Here is a 20741-nt window from a genome sequence, read left to right as displayed (position 1 = left end):
CGCGATAATGACCGGCATGCGCCACCTGCCGATCTTCGACCTGGCCGTCCGCACACCCAGGCTGGAGCTGCGCCTGCCGAGCATCGCGGAGCTCGACGCGCTGGGTGACCGGGCGGCCGAGGGCGTCCACGAGACGGGGTTCATGCCGTTCTTCGTCCCGTGGACGGACGCGCCGCCCGCCGAGCGCGCCCGCGCCGCCGTCCAGTACCAGTTCCGCGTGTGGGGCGCGTGGACCCCGGAGTCGTGGGCGTGCGAGTTCGGCGTCTTCCTCGACGGCGAGGTGATCGGCGTGCAGGGCGTGACGGCCACGGACTTCGCGATCACCGGCGAGGTGGGGACCGGGTCGTGGCTCGGGCGGCGCTTCCAGGGGCAGGGCATCGGCACCGAGATGCGGCGCGCGGCGCTGCACTTCGCGTTCGAGGGGCTGGGCGCGCGGTACGCCACGACCGGGGCGTACGAGGACAACGCGGCGTCGCTGGGGGTGACGCGCAAGCTCGGCTACCGGGAGGACGGCATCGCGATCCTCAACCGGCAGGGGACGGCGGCCACGCAGCGCCGGTTCCGCCTGTCCCGCGCCGACTGGACCCCTGCCGGGGACGTCTCGATCCACGGCCTCGAGCCGTGCCTGCCCTTCTTCGGCGCCGCCCCTGCCTGACCGCAGGACCGGCGCCGCCCCTGCCTGACCGCAGGACCGGTGCCGTCCCGGCCTGACCGCAGGACCGGTGCCGTCCCGGCCTGACCGCGCGACCGGTGCCGTCCCGGCCTGACCGCGGGCCTCAGGGAACGGCACCGCGCCACGGCCCGCCCGGTCAGGGCTTGAAGTGCTGCAGCACCTCAGGGTTGGCCATCGCGTCGCGGTTGGCGGCCTGCTCGACGGGTGTCCCGAGGAGGATCTTCCGTACCGGCACCTCCAGCTTCTTGCCTGACAGCGTGCGCGGGATGCCGGGCACCGCGATGATCTCGTTGGGGACGTGCCGGGGTGACAGCTCCTCGCGCAGCGCCGCCTTCAGCCGCGCCTCCAGCTCGGGTGTCACCTCGCCCTCGGCCAGCGTCACGTACAGCAGCAGCCGCCCTTCCTGCCCGAGCTGTCCCGTGTCGATGACCAGGCTGTCGGCGATCTCCGGGAAGCGTTCGACCACCCGGTAGAACTCGCTGGTGCCCATCCGCACGCCGCCCCTGTTCAGGGTGGAGTCGGACCGCCCGTAGATCACGCAGCTGCCGTCCTGGTCGATCTTGATCCAGTCGCCGTGCCGCCACACGCCCGGGTAGACGTCGAAGTAGCTGTCGCGGTACCGCTCGCCCGACGGGTCGTTCCAGAACATCACCGGCATGGACGGCATGGGCCGGGTCAGCACCAGCTCGCCCACCTCACCGATGACCGGCTCGCCGGCGGGGTCGAACGACTCCACCCGCGCGCCCAGCGACCGGCAGGGGATGACACCCGCGCGGATCGGGTGCAGCGGCGTGGCGCCCACGAAGCCGGTGCACACGTCGGTGCCGCCGGAGAACGAGCCCACCGGCACGCCGGGCAGCACCTCGGTGAGCCAGGCGAACCCCTCGGGCGGCAGCGGCGAGCCGGTGGACCCGATGCCCTTCAGCGCCGTCAGGCCCGCGGGCCGCTTGTCGGCCTTCATGCACGAGACGATGTACGGCGCGCCGGTGCCGAAGTACGTGACGTTCTCGGCCGCCGCGATCGCCCACAGGTCGGTGGGCGCCCCGTCGTACAGCACCACGGTGGATCCGACCAGGAGGCCGCCGATGAGGTAGTTCCACATCATCCAGCCCGTGGTGGTGTACCAGAAGAACACATCGCCCTTCCCCAGGTCCTGGTGGAAGGAGAGCGACTTGAGGTGTTCGAGCACGACGCCGCCGTGCCCGTGCACGATCGGCTTGGGCAGCCCGGTCGTGCCGCTGGAGTACAGGATCCACAGCGGGTGGTCGAACGGCACGCGCTCGAACTCCAGCGGCCCCTCCTCCGCGCGCAGCCCCTCCCAGCCGAGCACCTCGCCCTGCGGCAGCGCGGCGGCGGGCGCCGGGTGCTCGGCGCCGGGCGCGGCCGGCTCGGCCGGCCGCGGGGGGCGGCCGCCCGGTGCCGCGGCGAGGTAGGGGATCCAGACGGTCGCGCGCAGGGACGGCAGCGCGGCCACGATCTCGCCGACGGCGGCCGACCGGTCGAAGGACTTGCCGCCGTACCGGTAGCCGTCGACGGCGATCAGCACCTTGGGCTCGATCTGGGTGAAACGGTCCACGATGCTGGGCACCCCGAAGTCGGGAGATCCGGCCGACCAGATCGCGCCCAGCGAGGCGGTGGCGAGGAAGGCGACGAGCGCCTCGGGGATGTTCGGCAGGTAGCCGGCGACCCTGTCGCCCTTGCCGACACCCAGCCTGGCCAGGCCCCGCCTGACCCGTGCCACCTCCTCGCGCAGCTCGGCCATGGTGATGACACGGCGCGTGCCGTCCTCCGCGTGGAAGATCACGGCGGTGCCGTCCTCGCGGCTGAGGGCGTTCTCCGCGTAATTGAGCGAGCTGCCGGTGAACCATTCGACGCCGGGCATCGTCCCAGTCATGACGGGCCCGTCACCACGCTCACCGATCACGCCGAAGTAGTCCCAGATCGACGTCCAGAACTCCTCGGGGTTCTCGACGGACCACTGCCATGCGTCGTCGTAGTCCGCGCGCCCGACGCCGGACAGATAACGGGTGATCCTCGCGTTCGCCACCACGGACGGCGTCGGCTCCCACAGCAGTGCACCTTCAGCAACCATGTGTCCCATCCTGTCGTCGCGAGAGTGGAAAGTCATCATCGCCGCCCACACATCCCCCTACGCGCGTAGGTGGTCCACCGCCATACGCGCGGCCGTGCCGATGACCGCGTCGGCGCGCGGCTGGTTGAGCGCGGGGCTGAAGGAGCGGGTGAAGACGGCCACCGCGTAACGGCCGCCGTCGGGATACTCCACCACGCCCACCTCGGCGCGCATCGTCGGCAGCGTGCCCGTCTTGCCGCTGACCGCCACGTCGTCGTACGGGAAGCCCGACGACAGCCGGTGCGGCCACACCTGCAGCCCGAGCAGCCGCCGCATCCACGCGCACTGCGCGGGCGAGGCGGCCTCGTCGCGCCAGATCATGGCGAGCAGCCTGGTGATCTCCTCAGGCGTGGTCCGGTTCGTGGCGGCGGGGTCGAGCACCCGCAGCCGGGCGAGCGTCTCGGGGTCGGCGATCGGCACCTCGGAGCCGGCGTCCTCCTTCAGCTTGGCCAGCAGCGCGGCGCAGTCGTCGATCACCCGCGTCCGCCGGAGCCCGAACGCGTCGAGCATGGCGTTGACACTCTCCAGCCCGATGCCGGCCACGACCGCGTCGGCCGAGGTGTTGTCGCTCACCGCGATCATCAGGTAGGCCAGGTCGCGCAGCGACATCGTGACGTCGTCGAGCATCGCGCCCACGCCCGTGTCGCCGGCCGTACGCGTGGTGACGGTCACGTGCCGGCGCGGGTCGAGCACGCCGGTGTCGGCCTGCCTGGCCAGTTCCACCAGCACAGGCAGCTTGAACACCGACGCCATCGGCACCAGCTCGTCGGCGCGGTAGGACACCTCGGCGTCGCCGTCGATGTCGGTCGCGTGCAGCCAGCCGGCCACGCCCGCGCGGCGGAAGACCTCCTCCATGTTCATGCCAGGAAACCCATCGCCGGACGCCTCCTGACCTGCCGCGCGGGCGCGACGCCCTCCTCGGCCATCCCGCCACTCTCCTTCAGCGCTTGTACGGCCACCGTCGCGAAAGCCGCCACCTCGGGCGTCCCCGCCCGCCACGCCGTCGAGACCCGCCAGATCAGCGGCGAGCCCAGCAGCGGCCGCCAGATCACTCCCTCCGGCGCCAGCCGTTCGGCCTCACGCGGGCCGAACGCCACCGCCGAGCCCGCGAGCACCAGCCCCAGCCCGATCCCATGATGCACCTCCGCGGGGACGAAGCCGTGCCTGCGGCAGTCGGCGAGCGTCTCGGCGTGGGCGCCGGGCTCGCCTTCCTGCGGGAACAGCAGCAGCTCCCGGTCGGCCAGGTCCTGCAGGTGCACGCTGGAGGCGACGGCCAGCGGGTCGGCCTCGGCCAGCAGCACGCCGGCAGCCTGCACGAGCACCTCGCCGAAGCGCAGGCCCGGCGCGGTGACGGGATGGCGCACCACGCCGACGTCGATCGTGCCCTCGGCCAGCGCGGCCACCTGGTCGGCCGTCCACATCTCGGCGGGGGCCAGCCGCAGCTCCGGGTTCTCCTCGCGGAAGCGGGCCACGAGGGCGGCGATGGCCGTCGCTCCCAGGTCGGGAGGAAGGGCCACCTTGAGCGTGCGGGCCTCGCCGTGCCGGACGAGCTCGCGCAGGCGCTCGACGCGGGCGATCACCTCGCGTGCCTCGGGCAGCAGCAGCCGCCCCGCCTCGGTGAGCCGGACATGACGGGACGAGCGGTCGAACAACCGCACGCCCAGCTCCTCCTCCAGCCGCTTGATGCGCTGGCTGAGCGGTGGCTGGGCCATGCCGAGGCGGATCGCGGCGTTGCCGAAGTGACGTTCTTCGGCGACGACCGTGAAGTAGTAGAGGTGCCGCACAAGGTCCACGACCTGCGACCATATCGCAAATCGAATGAATATAGGCCTGATATCCCTATTGGACAGGACGGTCGGGCGTCTGGTCTGCTCGCCCGCATGCACGAACTCAGCAACCTCAGATCGGAGCGGAGGCGCAGGAGACGGTGGCCGCTGGTCACCGCGGGGCTCCTGGTGCCGCTCCTGGTCGGGGGCGGGGTGATCTGGGTGACGCGCACCGCGGGCTCCCCCGAGGAGACCGCGGAGTCGTTCCTCGCCGCCTGGTCCAGGCGGGACTACCCGGCCATGCAGGCCCTCGTCCACGCGCCCCCGCCCGACTTCGCCAAGACCTACCAGAGCTTCTTCAAGGAGCTCCGGATCACCTCCGCCGCCTTCGAGGTGGGCGAGGACGTGAAGGAGCTGGAGGAAGGCCGTGTCGTCCCCTTCACCGCCCGGCTGAAGGGCGCCGTCGACTGGACCTACCAGGGCCGGCTGCACGTCGGCGAATGGGACGGCACGTGGCAGGTCGACTGGTCGTCCACGTCCGTCCACCCGGAGCTCGGCCGCGGGGCCGTCTTCAAGCTGGAGGTCTCCGACCCGGAGACCGCCGCCATCAGCGCCGCCGACGGCAGGCGCATCGACGGCACGGACGCGCCCGGCTCGGTCCAGCAGCTCGTCGACGGGCTCAAGCAGACCTACAAGGACCGGCTGACCGGCAGCTCCTCCACCAGGCTCGACCTCTACCGCGACGGCAGGCGGGTCGAGACGGTGGCCGAGAAGGGCGCCACCGAGGGCACGCCGCTGAAGACCACCATCGACCTGCGCGTCCACCGGGCCGGCGCCGAAGCGCTCGACGGCGTCACCAAGCCCGCCTCGCTGGTGGCGCTGCGCCCCTCGACCGGCGAGATCCTCGCCGCGGTCAACAAGCCGGGCGGCTTCAACCGGGCGCTGCTCGGCAAGTACCCGCCGGGATCCACCTTCAAGGTCGTCACCGCCTCCGCCCTCGTCGCCGACGGCGTCGCGCCCGACAAGACCGTGAAGTGCCCGCCCGAGCAGAACATCGGCGGCTTCCCCTTCCACAACGCCGGATTCCACGACTACGGGACGCTGTCGTTCAGGAACGCCTTCGCCCACTCGTGCAACACCACCTTCGGCGCCATGGCGGTCTCGTCGCTGAAGGGCGGACGGCTGGGCGAGGTGGCGGCCGGCTTCGGCTTCGGCGCGCCGATCATGCCGGGCGTGCCGGCCGTACGGGCGGAGTACCCCGAGCCCAAGGACGACACCGACCTGGCCTCCGCAGCCATCGGCCAGGGCCGGGTCCTGGCCAGCCCGCTCAACATGGCCGCCGTCGCCGCCGCCATCGCGAACGGCACCTGGCGGCCCCCGCGGCTCGTCCCGGCCGACCTGGTGCCTCCCGGCGGCTCCGGGCCGCGCAAGCTGGAGCCCGAGGTGGTGCGGGCGCTGCGCGACCTGATGCCGGCGGTGGTCTCCGAGGGGACCGCCCACGCCGTACGGTTCCCCGCCGGGTCGGCGGGGAAGACCGGGACGGCGGAGTACGGCTCGGGCAAGGAGCCGCCCGCGCACTCGTGGTTCGTGGGGTATCACGGCGACCTGGCGTTCGCGGTGATCGTCGAGGGTGCGGGGGCAGGAGCGGCCGTGGCGGCGCCCGTGGCCGCCCGCTTCCTGCAGAACCTGGACAGGAGCGGCTGACGAGCCACCGGACCCCGCCCCGGCGCCCGCTCGCGGGACGGCCGGGGCGCGTGACCAGCCGGGCCGCCCCCGCACTCGCGGGACGGCCCGCGTGACCGGTCAGGAGCCGCCGGGAGGGCGGACCGACAGCGCGTGGTGGAAGACGTCGCGCGGGTCCCAGCGTGCCTTCACCCGCTGCAACCTGGCGTAGTTGTCCCCGTAGTAGAGCGTCGACCAGGGCACGCCCGAGGTGTTCCACGTCGGGTCGGCATGGTCGATGTCCGGGTAGTTGATGTAGGCGCCGCCGCAGTTGCCTCCGGGCACCGGCACGCCTCCCGTGGCCTCGAACGTCTCGCGGTGGAGCCGACGCACCCACGCCAGGTGGTCCGCGCCGTCCCGGGTCTCGTCCCATGCCACCAGGTGGATCACCTTGAGGATCGACGAGCGCTCCGCCGTGGCGGTCGCCGCCGGGTCCACCGTGTTGACCCGCCCGCCGTACGACAGGAGCCACAGCACGCCGTTCGAGGATGCCTCGCCCGCGGTGCCGAGGTGGTCGTAGGCGACGTCGGCCTGCTCGTCGGTGAAGCGCCTGCGCAGGTAGGCCGACTTGCCCTTGTACCGGCCCGACTCGGTGGCCTCGCCGAGCGACAGGGTGCGGACCGCCTGGAACCACGGCATCCGCTGGAACGGCGGGACGATCACCCCGGGGGTGACGCCGTCGGCGACGGCCGCGAAGTAGTCGCGCAGCAGCTTCTCGGCGCCCGGCACGGCGGCGTCGACCTGCGTGGGCAGGATGATCCCGCCGGGGTCGGCGCCCGCCTTGCGGCCGGGGATGAGCAGCGAGCCCCACAGGGAGGCGGCGGGGGTGCCGGGCGCGCTGTTGCGCTCGTGCCACTCGCCGTGGTTGCGCAGCAGCCTGCGGAACGACTCCTTGGTCATGCCGTCCCACGACCAGATGGCCACGCCGGACAGCACCTCGGCTGGCGGGCGCGGCAGCAGCCGCCTCGGGTCGTTCCCCCTGGCCCCCGGGTCGCGCATCCAGTAGCGGGTCACGACGCCGAAGTTGCCTCCGCCGCCACCGGTGTGCGCCCACCACAGGTCGTGGTTGGGGTCGGCGGGGTCGCTGGTCGCCACCACCGCGCGCGCCCTGCCGCCGCGGTCGACCACCACGACCTCCACGGCGTGCAGGTAGTCGACGGTCAGGCCGTCGCGCCTGGACAGCGGGCCGTAGCCGCCGCCCGCGATGTGGCCGCCCGCGGCCACGCCCCCGCACTGGCCGCCGGGGATGGTGACGCCCCAGCCGAGGTAGAGCGTGCGGTAGGTCCGCATCAGCGTGGCGCCCGCCTCGATGGCGAACGCGCCGCGCCGCTCGTCGAAGGAGACGCCGGACATCTCGCACAGGTCGATCACGACCTGCGCGCCCTCGCCGACGAAGTTCTCGTAGCAGTGCCCGCCGCTGCGGACGGTGACGCGGCGGCCCGCGCGGACCGCGTCGCCGACCGCCTTGACGATCTGCTCGGTCGAGCCCACGACGTGGAAGTGTTCGGGTCTGGGCGTGAAGCGCTGGTTCGTCCGGCGGACCGCCAGGTCCTCGTAGCGCGGGTCGCCGGGCCGTACGACGACGGGTCCTAACGGCGGCCCGCCCGTGGCCGCGGCGGACGTGGCGGACGCGACGGGATCGAGCGCCGCGGCGGACGCGACGGACCCGAGGGCCGCCGTGACCGCCCCGCCGCCGACCGCCGCGGTGGTGCCGATGAATCCCCTGCGGGTGACCTCACCCATGGTCGACAACCCCCTGGTGTGCGTGTGACGTGCTGTTCCTCGACGGTAGAGGCGGGGCCGTGGCGCGAGAATGGGCTCAGGCCCCCGGCAGGGGTGGGGATAGGTGCACCCGGTCGACCTGACGAAAGTCAGGGTCGGGACGATACGGACGGCAGAGGTGCCGGCGTGGGTCCGGCGGCCAGATTGGGGCCATGCGAAACACGATGACCGCCCTGCTCGCCACCACCGCCCTGCTGACCGTTCCCGCCGGTGCGGCGCGGGCCGACACCGCCTCCCCCGCCAAGGTGACCTTCGAGCTTCCCGCCCCCACGGGAGCGCACGAGATCGGCGTGCGCGAGGTCCACCTGGTGGACGCGGAGCGTGACCGGGAGCTCATGGTGAGCGTGTGGTACCCGGCCGGGCCCGGGGCGGAGCCGCGGGCGCCGTACCTGCGGGCCGCCGCGGCCGGATACTTCGACCAGGGCGCCCCGGCCATGGGCCTGCGGCCGGGGCAGGTGGACTGGGCCGCGGTCCGCACCCACGCCCGCCAGGACGCGCGGCCGAAGGGCCGGTGGCCGGTGGTGCTCTACTCCCCCGGCGCGGGCTCGCTGCGCGTGCTCGGAACCGCCACCGTCGAGGACCTGGCCAGCAGGGGGTACGTCGTGGTGACCGTGGACCACACCCACGAGGCGCCCGTCGTCGAGTTCCCCGGCGGCCGGCTGGAGGTCGCCAAGCCGTCGCAGGGCCTGCGCGCGAGGATGGAGACCAGGCTGCGCGACATCCGGTTCGTCCTGGACCGGCTGCCTACCCTGGACGGCCTCGCGCGGGCGATGGACCTGTCGAGGGTGGGCATGTTCGGCCACTCCTTCGGCGGGGACACCGCGGCGGAGGTGATGGTCGCCGACGGGCGCGTCGACGCCGGCGCCGACCTGGACGGCTGGCTCGCCTACGACGTCGACGGCCGTGCCCCCACGCGCGCCGCCGTCGAGGGCACCGCCCGCCCGTTCCTGCTGATGGGCTCGCCCGGCAGCACCCGCGACGGCCAGGGCAGGAGCCACCTGACCTCGCCGTCGTGGAAGTCGTTCTGGGAGCGGTCCTCCGGCTGGAAGCGCGACCTGTCGATGCCGGAGGCCATGCACTACAGCTTCACCGACCTGCAGTCGTTCCTGCCGCAGCTCGACGAGCGGCTGGACGTCGAGCCGGAGGTCCGCGCGAAGCGCATCGGGACGGTCGACCCCGCGCGCAGCGTCGCCGCCCAGCGCGCCTACCTGGGCGCCTTCTTCGACCAGTCGCTCAAGCACCGGACGCGCCCGCTGCTGCGCGGCGAGTCGCCCGACCACCCGGACGTGAGATTCGTACGCTAGGACGATCGGCCGGGCACCGCTGCGGGGTGCGTACCCGCGGTGCCCGGCCGATGCCATGGAATCGGCTACGGCGTGGCGTCCGCGCGGGCGTCGGACCACGACCACGAGGCCTGCACGCTCGTCCTGCCCGGCTTGTCCGGCGGGAGCAGGGGCAGGTACGGACGGAGCCACGCGCGGATCTCGTTGTCGATCGCCTCCGCCAGGTCGTGGCAGCTCACCAGGGTGCAGTGCTCGGGGTCCTTGGGGGCGGCGTGGGCGGCGGGCGCGACGGCCAGGCCCAGCAGTCCGACGGCCGCCATGGTGACGATGGTGCGCAGGACGGCGCGGGTGGAACGCATGACAGATCTCCTCCTCGATGGCATGTGGTGGGTCGAGGGGAGACGGCGGCCACGGAGCCGCCTCGGTGGTTCTACCGCGTGATCGATTCGCCCGAATCGCCGCTGCGGTGAAAAACGGCGTCAAGGGTGTCCCCCGCGACCGCCGGATGAGCCCGCCTTGCCGTCCCCGGGCCGGCCCGCGCGGTGCCCGGGTCAGCCTGCCTTGCGGTCGACCGGCGAGGTCAGGCTCGCCACCGCGGCCACGACCTCCGACGCGTTCGACAGGTCGGGCAGCACGATGTCGGCGCCCGCCTCCCTGAGCTCGGCCGCCGTCGACCGTCCCGACGCGATCGCCACCATCGCCGCGCCGCCGATCCGCGCCGCCTGCACGTCGCGGGTGGAGTCGCCGATCAGCACGGTGTTCGCCGCGGTGAACGGCGTGCCGTGGCGCTGCTTCGCCCTGCCCTGGGCGACCTGGAGCAGCGTCGCCTTGGGGTAGACCTCCTCGCCGTAGCCGCCGAGGTCGAAGTCGACGTACTTGTCGAGCCCGAACGCCTTGAGCTTGTGCACGGCGTTGCCCCTGATGGTGCCCGTCAGCACCGACTGGACGACCCCGTCGAGCCGGGAGACCGCCTTCAGGGCGTCCTTGGCGCCGGGCATCGTCCGGCCCTCCTTGGCCAGCCGCTTGCGCCGGTCGGCGAACGCGACGGCGAGCGCGGCCAGGAACCTGGGCAGGTGGTCGTCCTCGGCGACGATGCCGTTGACGGCGAGTGTCTCGAAGACGATCTCGGAGTCGGGCCTGCCCATGGCGGGGGCGAGCTTGACCAGCGGGCGCCCGGTGACCTGGCGGAACGCCTCGGCGTACGCATCCCTGGTGACGATCGCGACGTCGACCAGCGTGAGATCGACGTTCCACAGCACAAGGCGGTTGATGGCGGCCTCCCTGAAGTCCATGCCCAGGGTACGGCTCAGCGGCCCGGTTTCAGGCGTGCTTGAGCGCTTCGGTCAGGGTGTCGACCACGGGCCAGCCGGTCGCCTCCAGCTCCTTGCGGGGCGTCATGCCGCCGGTGTAGAGCACCGCCCTGGCGCCCACGTGGGTGGCCGCCATGCCGTCGTCGACGCTGTCGCCGATGACGAGCACCTCGGCGGGGTCGACCTGGATGGCGGCGATGTGGCCGGCCATGTGCTCGGCCTTCTCCCCGCCCGTGGTGCCGGTGAGCCCGTCGACCCTGGCGAAGTGCATGTCGATGCCGAACGAGGTGACGGTCGGCACCAGGTGGTCGTGCGGCGCCATCGAGCACAGCGACTGGGTGCCGGTCCAGTTCCGCAGCGACGCCTCGGCGTCGGCGGCCAGACCGCAGGCGGTCATGAGCCGGAAGTAGTTGTCGTGGAAGCCCTTGTCGAGCACGTCCCACTCGCCCTCGCGCAACGGGCGGCCCAGCAACCGCTCGTAGGCCAGCCAGATGGGTCGCGTGTAGACGGAACGGAATCCGTCGGCGGTCATCATCGGCAGGCCGTAAGGCTTGAAGAGCTCGTTCGTCGCGCCGACGACGGCATCGATGTCGTGGAAGAGGGTGCCGTTCCAGTCCCAGACGATGTGCTGCGTCATGCCCCTATTGTCGGGCATCAGGCCAGCAGGTCGGGGATTTCCTGGGTGGCGTACCACATGAGCTCGTGCGCCTCCGCGCCGTCGACGACGAACAAGGCGTCGTCGTCCCCGCCGTCGGCGGCGGGCAGGGCGGCGATGGCGGCCTCGATGTCGGCGGCGGCGGAGACGTCGTCGACGTGCACGGCGGCCACCTTGGCCATCGGCACCGCCTCGGCCAGCCGTACCCTGGCCCGCTCTTCCAGGTCGGCGCCCATGGACAGGGTCGCGTCGGGGACCTCGGCCGCCACGACGACCCGGCGTGGGGCGGCGGCCACGCCGTCGGCGCGGTCGGCGGCGAGCATGCGCAGCGAGGCGCGGGCGGCGTCGGTCAGCGCCACGTACTCCAGCTCCTCGGTGTCCCCTGAGGCGTACCACTCGGTCAGCGCGGGAGTGACCGCGTAGCCGGTCAGCGGGGCGGGGCCGAGCTGCCCTTCGGCCGCCGCCCTGGCAAGCGCGGGAAGGGTGCTCGGCAGGTATACGCGCATCGGGAACCTTTCACGACGTTAGGGGGACCATCATCGCAGGGGCAGCCGCAGCAGCGTCTCCAGCTCGGCGATCGTCGTGTCGGGGGTGGTGTGGTGGATGACGCCGATGCCGAGCTCCCGGGCGGCGACGATGTTGATCTCGAAGTCGTCGATGAAGACGCATTCGGGGCCGCGCAGCCCGATGAGGTCGAGGGCGTGCTCGAAGATGCGCGGCTCGGGCTTGCGCATGCCGATCTCGCCGGAGATGACGACCGCGTCGAAGACCTCGTCCCAGCCGTCGCGCGGGTACTCGTTGGCCCACGAGTTGGACAGCAGGCAGGTTTTGATCCCCGCTCCGCGCACCCGCAGCAGCATGTCGTACATCGCGTCGACCCGCTGGAAGCCGAGGAACATCCGGGAGAGGAGCCCTTCGGCCACGGGCGAGGTGCCGTCGATGGTGCGGAGCCTGGCCGCGAGGTCGCGCTCGAAGTCGGCGGCGCTGATCTCGCCGCGCTCGAGGGCGTGGACGACGCTCTCCTGCAGCAGCAGCTCCCGCATGACCGCCCGGTAATGGTCGCCGTCGAGGCGGTCGGCCGCGATCCAGCCGGCGACCGCCTCGGACATGCTCGTGGTGAGCACGCCACCCCAGTCGATCAGGACTCCCTTGACCATGAGGAGCAGCCTATATCCCCTGAATGGAGCCGGTCATTTCCCTCGATACCGTGACCTTCCGTCCAAGGCGACGAAGGGACCCGAGTGTCAGATCGGTTCGTACCACCAGGCCCCGAACTGTTCAAGCTCCCGCCCCTGTTCCCCGACGGACCGGCATGGCTGACCAAGCCCATCCTGACCGCACTCCTGCTCATCACCCTGCTGGCGGCGATGTTCATCGGGGACGCGATCGAGGGCAACCACTGAGCCACCAGAGGAGTCCGGTGAACCACGCTGACCGGTTCGCCGGACTCCACGAACGCGACTAACGGCTCGCGCGGACGATCGTGGCGGCCAGCCTGCGGTGCTCGGCCGAGCGCAGCACGTCGGCGGCCGCCGCGACCGAGGCGACCGGCGCCTGCTCCAGGAAGCCGCGCTTCCGGCGCAGCTCCAGCAGCCTGGTCACCGACTGGTCGAGACGCTGCCGCGAGATGCGGCCCGACTTCACCGCCGCCATGACCGCGCCGTGGGCCTTGGCGAAGTCGGGCGGCATGAGCAGCAGGTCCGCCCCGGCCAGGACGGCCCGCACGGCGACCTCGCCGTCGTCGTACTTCTTCCTGACGCCCGCCATGTTGAGCGCGTCGGTGGAGACGACGCCGTCGAAGCCCAGCCTGTCGCGCAGCAGCCCGGTCAGGATCGGCTTGGACAGGGTGGCGGGGTCGCCCGAGGGGTCGAGTGCGGGCATGACGATGTGGGCGCTCATGATCGCGTCGACGTCCGCGCCGATCGCCGCCTTGAACGGCGGGGCGTCCATCGTCGCCCACTGCGCCTTGGTGTGCTTGATCAGCGGCAGGCCGGTGTGGCTGTCGATGCGCGTGTCGCCGTGGCCGGGGAAGTGCTTGGCCGTCGCGGCGACGCCCGCGTCGTGGAAGCCCTTCACCGACGCGGCGACCATCCGCGCGACGCGGGCCGGGTCGTCGCCGAAGGCCCGCTTGCCGATGACCGGGTTCCTGGGGTCGAGGTTGACGTCGGCCACGGGCGCGAAGTCGAGGTTCACGCCGAGCGCCTTCAGTTCGGCGCCGGTCGCCGCCGCGGCCTTGCGGGCCAGGCCGGTGTTACGGGTGGCGCCCACGACAGACGCCCCCGGCAGGTCGGTGACCAGCGCGGACATCCTGGACACCAGGCCGTTCTCCTGGTCGGTGCCGATGAGCAGCGGCACACCCTTCGAGGCCTTCTGCAGGCCGTTGGTCAGGGAGACGACCTGGGAGACGCTCTTGATGTTCTCCGGGAAGAGGATCACGCCGCCCAGGTGGTACTTGGCGACCACCCGGGCGGGGGTGGCGGCGCCGAAGGCGTTCTGGTTGCCGTCGGAGGCGCTGTCGGCGGTGGTGCCGTGGAGGACCGGCATGAACAGCTGGCCGACCTTCTCCTCGAGGCTCATCCGGGCCAGCACCCGCTGGACGGCGCCCGCCCCGGCGGTCTCGGTGCCTGCCGCGGTGCCGGCCTCTGTGGCCGCCGGGGGCGTGGCGGGGGCCTGCGTGGACGGTTTCGCCGCTGGTGGAGGCATCTGGGGCGCCGAGCCCGCGGCGCCCGCCGAGCTCGCGCACGCCGCGAGGGAGGTCGCTATCGCCAGGACGCTTGCGGTACGGATGCCTCTCACCATGCCCCCAAGCTATCCGGCCCGCCGGTGTCACGCCGACCCAACGGCCCCACACCTCCCGCGCGAGGGCCGCCGACGCAACGGCCCCGCACCCTCGCGAGGGCCGCCGACGCGGCAGCCGCGCGGCCGGGCGGCCGGGCCGCTCCGGTCCCGGCGCGACGGCCGCCCGTCACTCACCGGCGGGACGGGATCACAGGCCGAGGTCGGCCAGGCCGGGCAGCGCCGCGCGGGCCGCGTTCCTGGCGCCGGCGGCCGTCACCTGCCCCCGCGCCATCGCGGCCGCCCTGCGGCACTGGGCCAGCGAGTGCGCGGCCAGCCCCGCCCGTACGGCCGGCAGCGCCGCCGGGCTCATCGACAGCGTGGCCGCCCCCAGCCCCACCAGCACGCATGCCAGCGCCGGATCGGCCGCCGCCTCGCCGCACACCCCGCACGGCACGCCGTGGTCGCCGACCGCCGCCGCGATCAGGTCGAGGAGCGCCGGATGCCACGGGTCCTGCAGCGCGCTCAGCGCTCCGACCTGCCGGTCGGCGGCGAAGGCGTACTGGGCCAGGTCGTTGGTGCCGATCGACAGGAAGCCGACCGTGGCGGCCAGGTCCTTCGAGCGCAGCGCGGCGGCCGGGACCTCGATCATCACCCCGACCGAGCCGAGCCCCTTGACCGTGCACTCGTGGACGAACCAGGTGGCCTCATCGACGGTGGACACCATGGGTGCCATCACCTGGAGCCGGTCGGACATCCCCGCGCCCGCGTCGGCGAGCGCCTGGAGCTGGTCCGTCATCACCTCGGGGAAGGCCCTGAACATCCGCAGCCCGCGCAGCCCGAGCGCCGGGTTGGGCTCGCGGCCGGTGGCCGGCAGGAAGGCGAGCGGCTTGTCGGCGCCGGCGTCGAGCGTGCGGACCACGACCTTGCCCTGCGGGAAGGCCTCGAGCACCGCCCGGTAGGCGTCGCGCTGCTGCTCGCGCGTGGGCGGGCTGGCCCTGTCGAGGAACAGGAACTCCGTCCGGTACAGGCCGACCCCCTCGGCGCCGCTGTCCACGGCCGCCTGCACGTCCGCGGGCCCGCCGATGTTGGCCAGCAGCGGCACCGGGTGCCCGTCGGCCGTCCTGCCGGGGCCGGTCGCCGCGTCGAGCGCTCGCGCCCTGGCCGCCGACAGGCGCCGGGCGTCGGCCACCTGCTGCTCGCTGGGCTCGACGGTGACCGTACCGAGGCCGCCGTCGACGAGCACGCGGACGCCGGGGCGCAGCGCGGTCGCGCCGCGCGCCGCCACGACCGCGGGCAGGCCCATCGCGCGCGCCAGGATCGCGGTGTGGCTGGTGGGGCCGCCCTGCTCGGTCACGAAGGCGGCGACCACGTCCCTGGTCAGCAGCACCGTGTCCGCGGGCGCCAGGTCCCGCGCCACCAGCACGTACGGCTCGGCCGCCGTCGTCGGCACGCCGGGCACCGGATGCCCGGTGAGCACGGCGATCGTCCGGTCCCTGACGTCCTCGACGTCGACCACCCGCTGGCCCATGTAGCCGCCCGCGGCGACGAGCAGGTCGCGGTACTTGCCGAAGGACTCGTAGACGGCCCTGGGCGCGGCAGTCCCGGTCTCGATCAGCGCGTCGACGCCGATGGCCAGGCCGGGGTCGCGGGCCATCAGCGCCTGGGCGGCGAGCACGTCCTTGGCCTCGCCGCCCGCCCTGACGCCGCGCGCCTCCAGCTCGCCGGCGACCTGTTCCAGCGCGGCGTGGGCCCGCGCCTTCTCCTGATCCGCCTCTCCCTCGTAGGTGGCGCCCTCGGGGGGTTCGGGCACCGAGACGGTCAGCACGTAGACAGGGCCCTGCCCGATGCCGGGACTGACCCCCACCCCCGAGATGGTCATGGCGCCGATGCGATCGCGGCCAGCTCTTCCACGAGCTCCTCCGCGCCTTCCCCATCGGCCTTGATCACGATCATCTCGCCCTGACGGACGTCGAGGCCCATCACCATCAGGATGCTCTTGGCGTTGACGGGCTCGCCGCCCAGCCTGCCCACGGTGACGTCGATGGGGGCCTTCGCCGCCGCCGTCACGAACGTCGCCGCGGGACGGGCGTGCAGCCCTACCTCCGCTTCGACGGTCACCTTGCGCTCGGCCATCGGGGCTCCTCCTAGGTGTGCCGGTCCAGACCAGCTGGACTCACGAAACAGCGGCCGGCCGACCGCGGGATCGGCGCCGGCCAGGTCCTCGCCGGCGTGGGCGGGTGGCCATCGCCATCCCTCTCATACCCGCCGCCTTGGCCGCGGCTATCCCCGCCACCGGGTCCTCGAAGACTACGCAATCGCCGCGAACCGCCGGGAGGTGGGTCGGGCGGACGGCGCGGCGCCCCCGAGGAGGTCGTGCGTCGGACGGCGCGGCGCGGTACCTACGCCCATTGGAACAGCTCGTCACCGACGTGGACGGGGCCCTGGGCGACGACGGTCACCGCCTCGGCCCGCGCGTCCAGCGCGACCACCGGGCAGACCGGGGAGCGCCCGCCCGCCTCGATGACGGCCGGGTCCCACGCCACGACCGGCTGGCCCGCGTCGACCCGGTCGCCCTCGGCCACGAGCAGCCGGAAGCCCTCCCCCTTCAGCTGCACGGTGTCGATGCCCAGGTGCACCAGCACGCCCCTGCCGTCGTCGCCCACGATGACGTAGGCGTGCGGATGCAGCTTCAAGATCTTTCCACCGATCGGGGCGACGGCCTTCCCTGGCCCGCGCGCCGGGTCGATCGCCGCGCCGGGCCCGACCATGCCCGCCGAGAACACCGGATCGGGCACGGCGCCCAGGCCGACCGCGGCCCCCTCGACCGGGGCGAGAACGCTGGTCATTGGTCCCCCCTGAACCAGAGCGCCGGCGGCGGGAGAACCCCGCCGCCGGCGACCTAGCCGATGATGTCCTCGATGTCGCTGGCGATCGTGTCGGCTTCGGGGCCGACCACGACCTGGACGACGTTTCCCGCGGCCATCACTCCGTGGGCCCCCGCTGCCTTCAGCGCCGCCTGATCGACTTTGGAGGCGTCGTGCACCTCGGTGCGCAGCCGCGTGATGCACGGCTCGATCTCGATGATGTTGGCCGCACCACCGAGCCCGGCGATGATCGCGTTAGCGTCCGCCGCCATGTGGTCCTCCCTCGTCGATACGTCTGTCTGACCAGGCTACTCAGGAGAAAGCGGCCATCAGCCCGCGGACCGTTTCTTTGCGCGGCTCAGCACCGTGCCGGCAGTCCGGCGGCCAGGTTTCTCATGAGTGGACGACCGCGAGTGATCAGTCGGTCTGGGTGACCTTGTTGAGCCCGCGCGGGGCGTCGGGGTCGATCCCGAGGCGCCGGGCCAGCGCCTCGGTGAGGAGCTGACCGGGGACGATCAGGCCCATCGGGGCCACCCATTCGGGCAGGTCGGGGCCGTTCAGCGCGGCCGTACCCGCCTGGGCCAGCGCCTGGCCGCCGCCCACGGTGTAGGCCGCCGCGCCCGCGCCGACCACGCGCTCGGCCAGGGCGACCGTACCGGCCAGCGTCGGGCTGTTCTCCGCGGCGACCAGCAGCGCGGGGGTGTCCTCGTCCACCACCGCGATCGGGCCGTGCAGCAGGTCGGCGTAGGACAGGCCCATGGCGTGCAGGTAGCAGGCCTCCTTGAGCTTCAGCGCGGTCTCCAGAGCGGTCGAGAAGGCCATGCCGCGCCCCGAGACGACCACGCCCGGCTTGTCGGCCAGGCCCTCGACGACCGCCTCCAGGTCTCCCGGCTCGGCGATCAGCTTCTCCACCGCCTCCGGCACCCGCTGCAGGTCGGCGGCGTCGACATCCGCGCCGAGCCCCAGCGCGAGAACGGCCAGCGCCGCGAGCTGCGTGGTGTAGGTCTTGGTGGCGGGGACCGCCTTCTCCTCGCCGGCCAGCGTGACCAGGGCGACGTCGGCCGCCTGGGCGAGCGGGCTGTCCTCGCCGCCGTTGGTGATGCCGACGGTCTTGGCGCCGCAGTCCTTGGCCCAGGCCAGCGTCTCGACGATCTCCTCCGTCCTGCCGGACTGGGAGATGGCGACGGCCAGCACGCCGTCGAGGTCGAGCTTGCGCCGGTAGGTGGTGGCGATCGACGGCGCGGCGAGGGCGGACAGGCGTCCGGCGTGCGACTCGATGAGATAACGGCCGTAGACTGCGGCGTTGTCGGAGGTGCCGCGCGCGATGAACAGCAGCTGCCTGGTCTGCTCGCCGAGCGCCTTCACCTCGTCGACCCGGGGAAGCAATGAGTCCAGGGTGGCCCGCAACGCGGCCGGTTGCTCGGCGATCTCGCTGCGCATCTTCGTGGTCATCGTGTCCCCATCGCTTGACTGGCTGTTCCGGCATGTGGTCTAGTCCGGACTAGACCAGTACGAACCATAACTCATCGCCCAGGTCAGATCGAGGGGAGGATCCGTGGCGCACATCGATCCGGACAGCCCGGTGCCCAAGTACTTCCAGCTCCGCGAGATCCTGCTGGATCTCATCGACAGCAACGAGCTGAGCATCGGCGCGGCGATCCCGTCCGAGCGCGAGCTCTGCCAGCGTTTCGGCCTGTCGCGGATGACCGTCCGCCAGGCCGTCGACCACCTGGTCTCGGAGGGCCGGCTGCACAGGGTGCCAGGGAAGGGCACCTTCGTCGCCAGGCCGAAGATCGAGCTGGCGCTCCAGCTCACCTCCTTCACCAACGACATGCGCGCCCGCGGCCTCGAACCGGGCTCCCGCGACCTCGACCGGCGCATCGTGCGCGCGAGCGCCCACCTGGCGAAGGAACTCGGCATCCAGCCGGGCGAGGAGGTCCACTTCATCGAACGGCTGCGCACCGCCGACGGCGAGCCGCTGTCGATCGAGCGCGCCCACATCCCCGTCTCGCTGGCGCCCGACCTGGCCGACCACGATCTGACGGGCAAGTCGCTCTACCAGCTGCTCGAGGCGCGCTACGGCATCGTGATGGACGCCGGCGAGCTGACCATCGACGGAGGGATCGCCGACCCCAGCGACGCCGACCTGCTGAAGCTGCCCCGTGGCGGGGCGGTACTGCTGCTGCAACGCCGCTCCTTCTCCGGTGGGGTCTGCGCCGAGCTGGGCGTGTCCACCTACCGGGCCGATCGGTACCAGTTGCGCACCGTCCTGGAGATCCCCGCCCGTCGCGGCTGACCGGCTCGCAGGGGGTACGGCATGCTTGGGTCCTGCTCGTCACCCCGCCCCGCCAGGTCCCCCGGCCGGGCCTGGTCCTTACCCCCCACACTCCGGAGGAACTCCCGGTGACCGAGTCCGCCGCGATCCCTTCGCCGTTCGCCCGCTTCATGGCCGTGCTCCAGCGCATGGGCCGTTCGCTCATGCTTCCCATCACCGCCCTGCCCGCCGCCGCGCTCCTGCAGCGCTTCGGCCAGCCCGACATGCTGGGCGCCAACGGCGCCGAACCCGGAGGACTGGCCGACGTGGCGGCCTTCGCGTGGATGACCCACGTCGCCGAGGTGCTCGACGCCGCCGGAGCCGCCCTGTTCGAGAACCTGCCGCTGCTGTTCGCGGTCGGCGTGGCCATCGGGTTCGCCCGCAAGGCCGACGGCTCCACCGCCCTGGCCGCCGTGGTCGGCTACCTGGTCTTCGACCGCGTCACCAAGGTGATGTTCTTCGAGTCCGCCATCAGGGACACCGTCATGATCCGCCAGGCGGAGAGCCAGGGGATCAAGGAGATCATCAACTACGGCATCCAGAACCCGACCAAGGTGCTCGGCGGCATCCTGATCGGGCTGGTCACCGCGGTGCTCTGGCAGCGCTTCTACCGGATCAAGCTGCCCTCGTGGCTGGCCTTCTTCGGTGGACGGCGCTTCGTGCCGATCATCACCTCGATCGCGGCGCTGCTGATCGGCGTGCTCATCGGCTGGATCTGGCCGGTGCTCGGCGAGTGGATCGGCCAGGCGGGCCGGGCGCTGGCCGACGCGGGAGCCCTCGGCACCGGCCTGTACGGGTTCTTCAACCGGCTGCTGGTACCGCTCGGCCTGCACCACTTCGTCAACTCGATCGTCTGGTACGTCGTCCCCGAGTGCCAGGTCGGCGGGCGCACCTTCGCCGGCGACTGGAACTGCTACTTCGGCGGCGACCCCGGCGCGGGCGAGTTCATGGCCGGGTTCTTCCCTGTCATGATGTTCGCGCTGCCCGCCGCGGCCCTGGCCATCTGGCGCGCCGCGCTGCCGGGCAAGCGAACGGCGGTCGGCGGCATCATGCTCTCGGCGGCGCTCGCCTCGTTCGTCACCGGCATCACCGAGCCGATCGAGTTCGCGTTCATCTTCGTCGCGCCGGTGCTGCTCGTCGTCCACGCGGTGCTGACCGGGATCGCGATGGCGGTGACGACGCTGGTCGGCGGGCAGCTCGGGTTCGGCTTCTCGGCCGGGCTGCTCGACATGCTGCTGAACGCCGGCAAGTCCAACACGAACAACGTGGTCGGGATCCTGGTCATCGGGGTGATCTACGGGGCGGTCTACTACGTGGTGTTCAGCTTCCTGATCAGGCGGCTGGACATCATGACGCCGGGACGGGAGCCGGAGGTGGACGTCGACTCCGGCGAGACCGCCACCGTCTCCTCCTCCTCATCCACCCCCGGGCCCCCGTCCGAGCCCCACACGCCATGACCCACC

21 protein-coding genes are annotated in these 20741 nt (G+C 72.5%); 6 read left to right on the top strand and 15 right to left on the bottom strand.

The features are described from left to right. The first annotated feature begins 16 nt into the window (after nt 1-16). Nucleotides 17-655, top strand: a complete 639-nt coding sequence (locus ABZX22_RS20485) for a GNAT family protein (protein ID WP_354911218.1) — start codon at nt 17-19, stop codon at nt 653-655. Nucleotides 656-809: 154 nt separating this feature from the next. Here ABZX22_RS20485 and ABZX22_RS20480 read toward each other — a convergent pair whose 3' ends face one another. The 3 genes from ABZX22_RS20480 to ABZX22_RS20470 are packed head-to-tail and all read right to left on the bottom strand — an operon-like array spanning nt 810 to nt 4597. After that, nucleotides 810-2765 (bottom strand): acetoacetate--CoA ligase, encoded by a 1956-nt coding sequence (locus tag ABZX22_RS20480; protein WP_354911216.1) that lies wholly within the window; start codon nt 2763-2765, stop codon nt 810-812. A gap of 57 nt (nt 2766-2822) precedes the next feature. Then, the gene (locus ABZX22_RS20475) at nt 2823-3665 is read right to left on the bottom strand and encodes a serine hydrolase (RefSeq protein WP_354911213.1); all 843 of its coding nucleotides are present in this window, start codon (nt 3663-3665) and stop codon (nt 2823-2825) included. Then, nucleotides 3662-4597, bottom strand: coding sequence for a LysR family transcriptional regulator (locus tag ABZX22_RS20470; protein ID WP_354911211.1), 936 nt, complete (start codon nt 4595-4597; stop codon nt 3662-3664). The genes ABZX22_RS20475 and ABZX22_RS20470 overlap by 4 nt, the downstream gene beginning before the upstream one ends. 87 nt (nt 4598-4684) lie before the next feature. Between ABZX22_RS20470 and ABZX22_RS20465 the strand changes: the two genes are divergently transcribed. Beyond that, nucleotides 4685-6274 (top strand): penicillin-binding transpeptidase domain-containing protein, encoded by a 1590-nt coding sequence (locus ABZX22_RS20465; protein ID WP_354911209.1) that lies wholly within the window; start codon nt 4685-4687, stop codon nt 6272-6274. 99 nt (nt 6275-6373) lie between these two features. Here ABZX22_RS20465 and ABZX22_RS20460 read toward each other — a convergent pair whose 3' ends face one another. Next, a complete protein-coding gene (locus ABZX22_RS20460) occupies nt 6374-8035 on the bottom strand; it encodes a BBE domain-containing protein (protein WP_354911207.1) in 1662 nt (553 codons plus the stop codon). 191 nt (nt 8036-8226) lie between these two features. On the opposite strand from ABZX22_RS20460, the gene ABZX22_RS20455 reads away from it, so the two are divergent. Further along, complete coding sequence (locus ABZX22_RS20455; RefSeq protein WP_354911205.1) at nt 8227-9378, top strand: lipase; 1152 nt, start codon at nt 8227-8229, stop codon at nt 9376-9378. Between the two features lie 65 nt (nt 9379-9443). Here the strand turns inward: ABZX22_RS20455 and ABZX22_RS20450 are convergent, their stop codons facing one another. The 5 genes from ABZX22_RS20450 to ABZX22_RS20430 form a co-directional block, all read right to left on the bottom strand. After that, nucleotides 9444-9716, bottom strand: a complete 273-nt coding sequence (locus tag ABZX22_RS20450; RefSeq protein ID WP_354911203.1) for a hypothetical protein — start codon at nt 9714-9716, stop codon at nt 9444-9446. 192 nt (nt 9717-9908) lie between these two features. Next, nucleotides 9909-10649, bottom strand: coding sequence for a haloacid dehalogenase-like hydrolase (locus tag ABZX22_RS20445; protein ID WP_354911200.1), 741 nt, complete (start codon nt 10647-10649; stop codon nt 9909-9911). A gap of 28 nt (nt 10650-10677) precedes the next feature. Then, nucleotides 10678-11304 carry an HAD hydrolase-like protein gene (locus ABZX22_RS20440; RefSeq protein WP_354911199.1) on the bottom strand — a complete coding sequence of 209 codons (627 nt, stop codon included), beginning with the start codon at nt 11302-11304 and terminating at the stop codon, nt 10678-10680. Nucleotides 11305-11321: 17 nt separating this feature from the next. Further along, nucleotides 11322-11828 carry a hypothetical protein gene (locus ABZX22_RS20435; RefSeq protein WP_354911196.1) on the bottom strand — a complete coding sequence of 169 codons (507 nt, stop codon included), beginning with the start codon at nt 11826-11828 and terminating at the stop codon, nt 11322-11324. A 30-nt stretch (nt 11829-11858) separates the two neighbouring features. Continuing rightward, nucleotides 11859-12479 (bottom strand): HAD family phosphatase, encoded by a 621-nt coding sequence (locus tag ABZX22_RS20430; protein ID WP_354911194.1) that lies wholly within the window; start codon nt 12477-12479, stop codon nt 11859-11861. Between the two features lie 84 nt (nt 12480-12563). Between ABZX22_RS20430 and ABZX22_RS20425 the strand changes: the two genes are divergently transcribed. After that, entirely contained in the window at nt 12564-12725 is a 162-nt protein-coding gene (locus ABZX22_RS20425; RefSeq protein WP_354911192.1) for a hypothetical protein, read from the top strand. Nucleotides 12726-12783: 58 nt separating this feature from the next. Here the strand turns inward: ABZX22_RS20425 and ABZX22_RS20420 are convergent, their stop codons facing one another. The 6 genes from ABZX22_RS20420 to ABZX22_RS20395 form a co-directional block, all read right to left on the bottom strand. Beyond that, the gene (locus ABZX22_RS20420) at nt 12784-14121 is read right to left on the bottom strand and encodes a glycoside hydrolase family 3 protein (protein ID WP_354911189.1); all 1338 of its coding nucleotides are present in this window, start codon (nt 14119-14121) and stop codon (nt 12784-12786) included. A gap of 187 nt (nt 14122-14308) precedes the next feature. Next, on the bottom strand, nt 14309-15979 hold the full coding sequence (gene ptsP, locus ABZX22_RS20415; RefSeq protein ID WP_354911187.1) for a phosphoenolpyruvate--protein phosphotransferase: 1671 nt from the start codon (nt 15977-15979) through the stop codon (nt 14309-14311). After that, complete coding sequence (locus tag ABZX22_RS20410; RefSeq protein WP_354911185.1) at nt 15976-16233, bottom strand: HPr family phosphocarrier protein; 258 nt, start codon at nt 16231-16233, stop codon at nt 15976-15978. Before ABZX22_RS20410 ends, ptsP begins: the two co-directional genes overlap by 4 nt. A gap of 266 nt (nt 16234-16499) precedes the next feature. Next, nucleotides 16500-16946, bottom strand: coding sequence for a PTS glucose transporter subunit IIA (locus tag ABZX22_RS20405; RefSeq protein WP_354911182.1), 447 nt, complete (start codon nt 16944-16946; stop codon nt 16500-16502). Nucleotides 16947-16999: 53 nt separating this feature from the next. Then, nucleotides 17000-17236, bottom strand: coding sequence for a PTS glucose/sucrose transporter subunit IIB (locus ABZX22_RS20400; protein ID WP_192779931.1), 237 nt, complete (start codon nt 17234-17236; stop codon nt 17000-17002). A 145-nt stretch (nt 17237-17381) separates the two neighbouring features. Continuing rightward, on the bottom strand, nt 17382-18416 hold the full coding sequence (locus tag ABZX22_RS20395) for an SIS domain-containing protein (protein ID WP_354911179.1): 1035 nt from the start codon (nt 18414-18416) through the stop codon (nt 17382-17384). Nucleotides 18417-18519: 103 nt separating this feature from the next. Between ABZX22_RS20395 and ABZX22_RS20390 the strand changes: the two genes are divergently transcribed. Together ABZX22_RS20390 and ABZX22_RS20385 are read left to right on the top strand one after the other, a co-directional pair. Beyond that, nucleotides 18520-19260 carry a GntR family transcriptional regulator gene (locus ABZX22_RS20390; protein ID WP_354911176.1) on the top strand — a complete coding sequence of 247 codons (741 nt, stop codon included), beginning with the start codon at nt 18520-18522 and terminating at the stop codon, nt 19258-19260. A 107-nt stretch (nt 19261-19367) separates the two neighbouring features. Beyond that, the gene (locus ABZX22_RS20385) at nt 19368-20735 is read left to right on the top strand and encodes a PTS transporter subunit EIIC (RefSeq protein WP_354911175.1); all 1368 of its coding nucleotides are present in this window, start codon (nt 19368-19370) and stop codon (nt 20733-20735) included. Nucleotides 20736-20741: the final 6 nt, after the last annotated feature.

The organism is Nonomuraea sp. NPDC003804, from assembly GCF_040610675.1.
Classification (GTDB): domain Bacteria; phylum Actinomycetota; class Actinomycetes; order Streptosporangiales; family Streptosporangiaceae; genus Nonomuraea.
The sequence above is the reverse complement of the archived record's forward strand: the minus strand, read 5'-3'. Positions and strand labels throughout refer to the sequence as shown.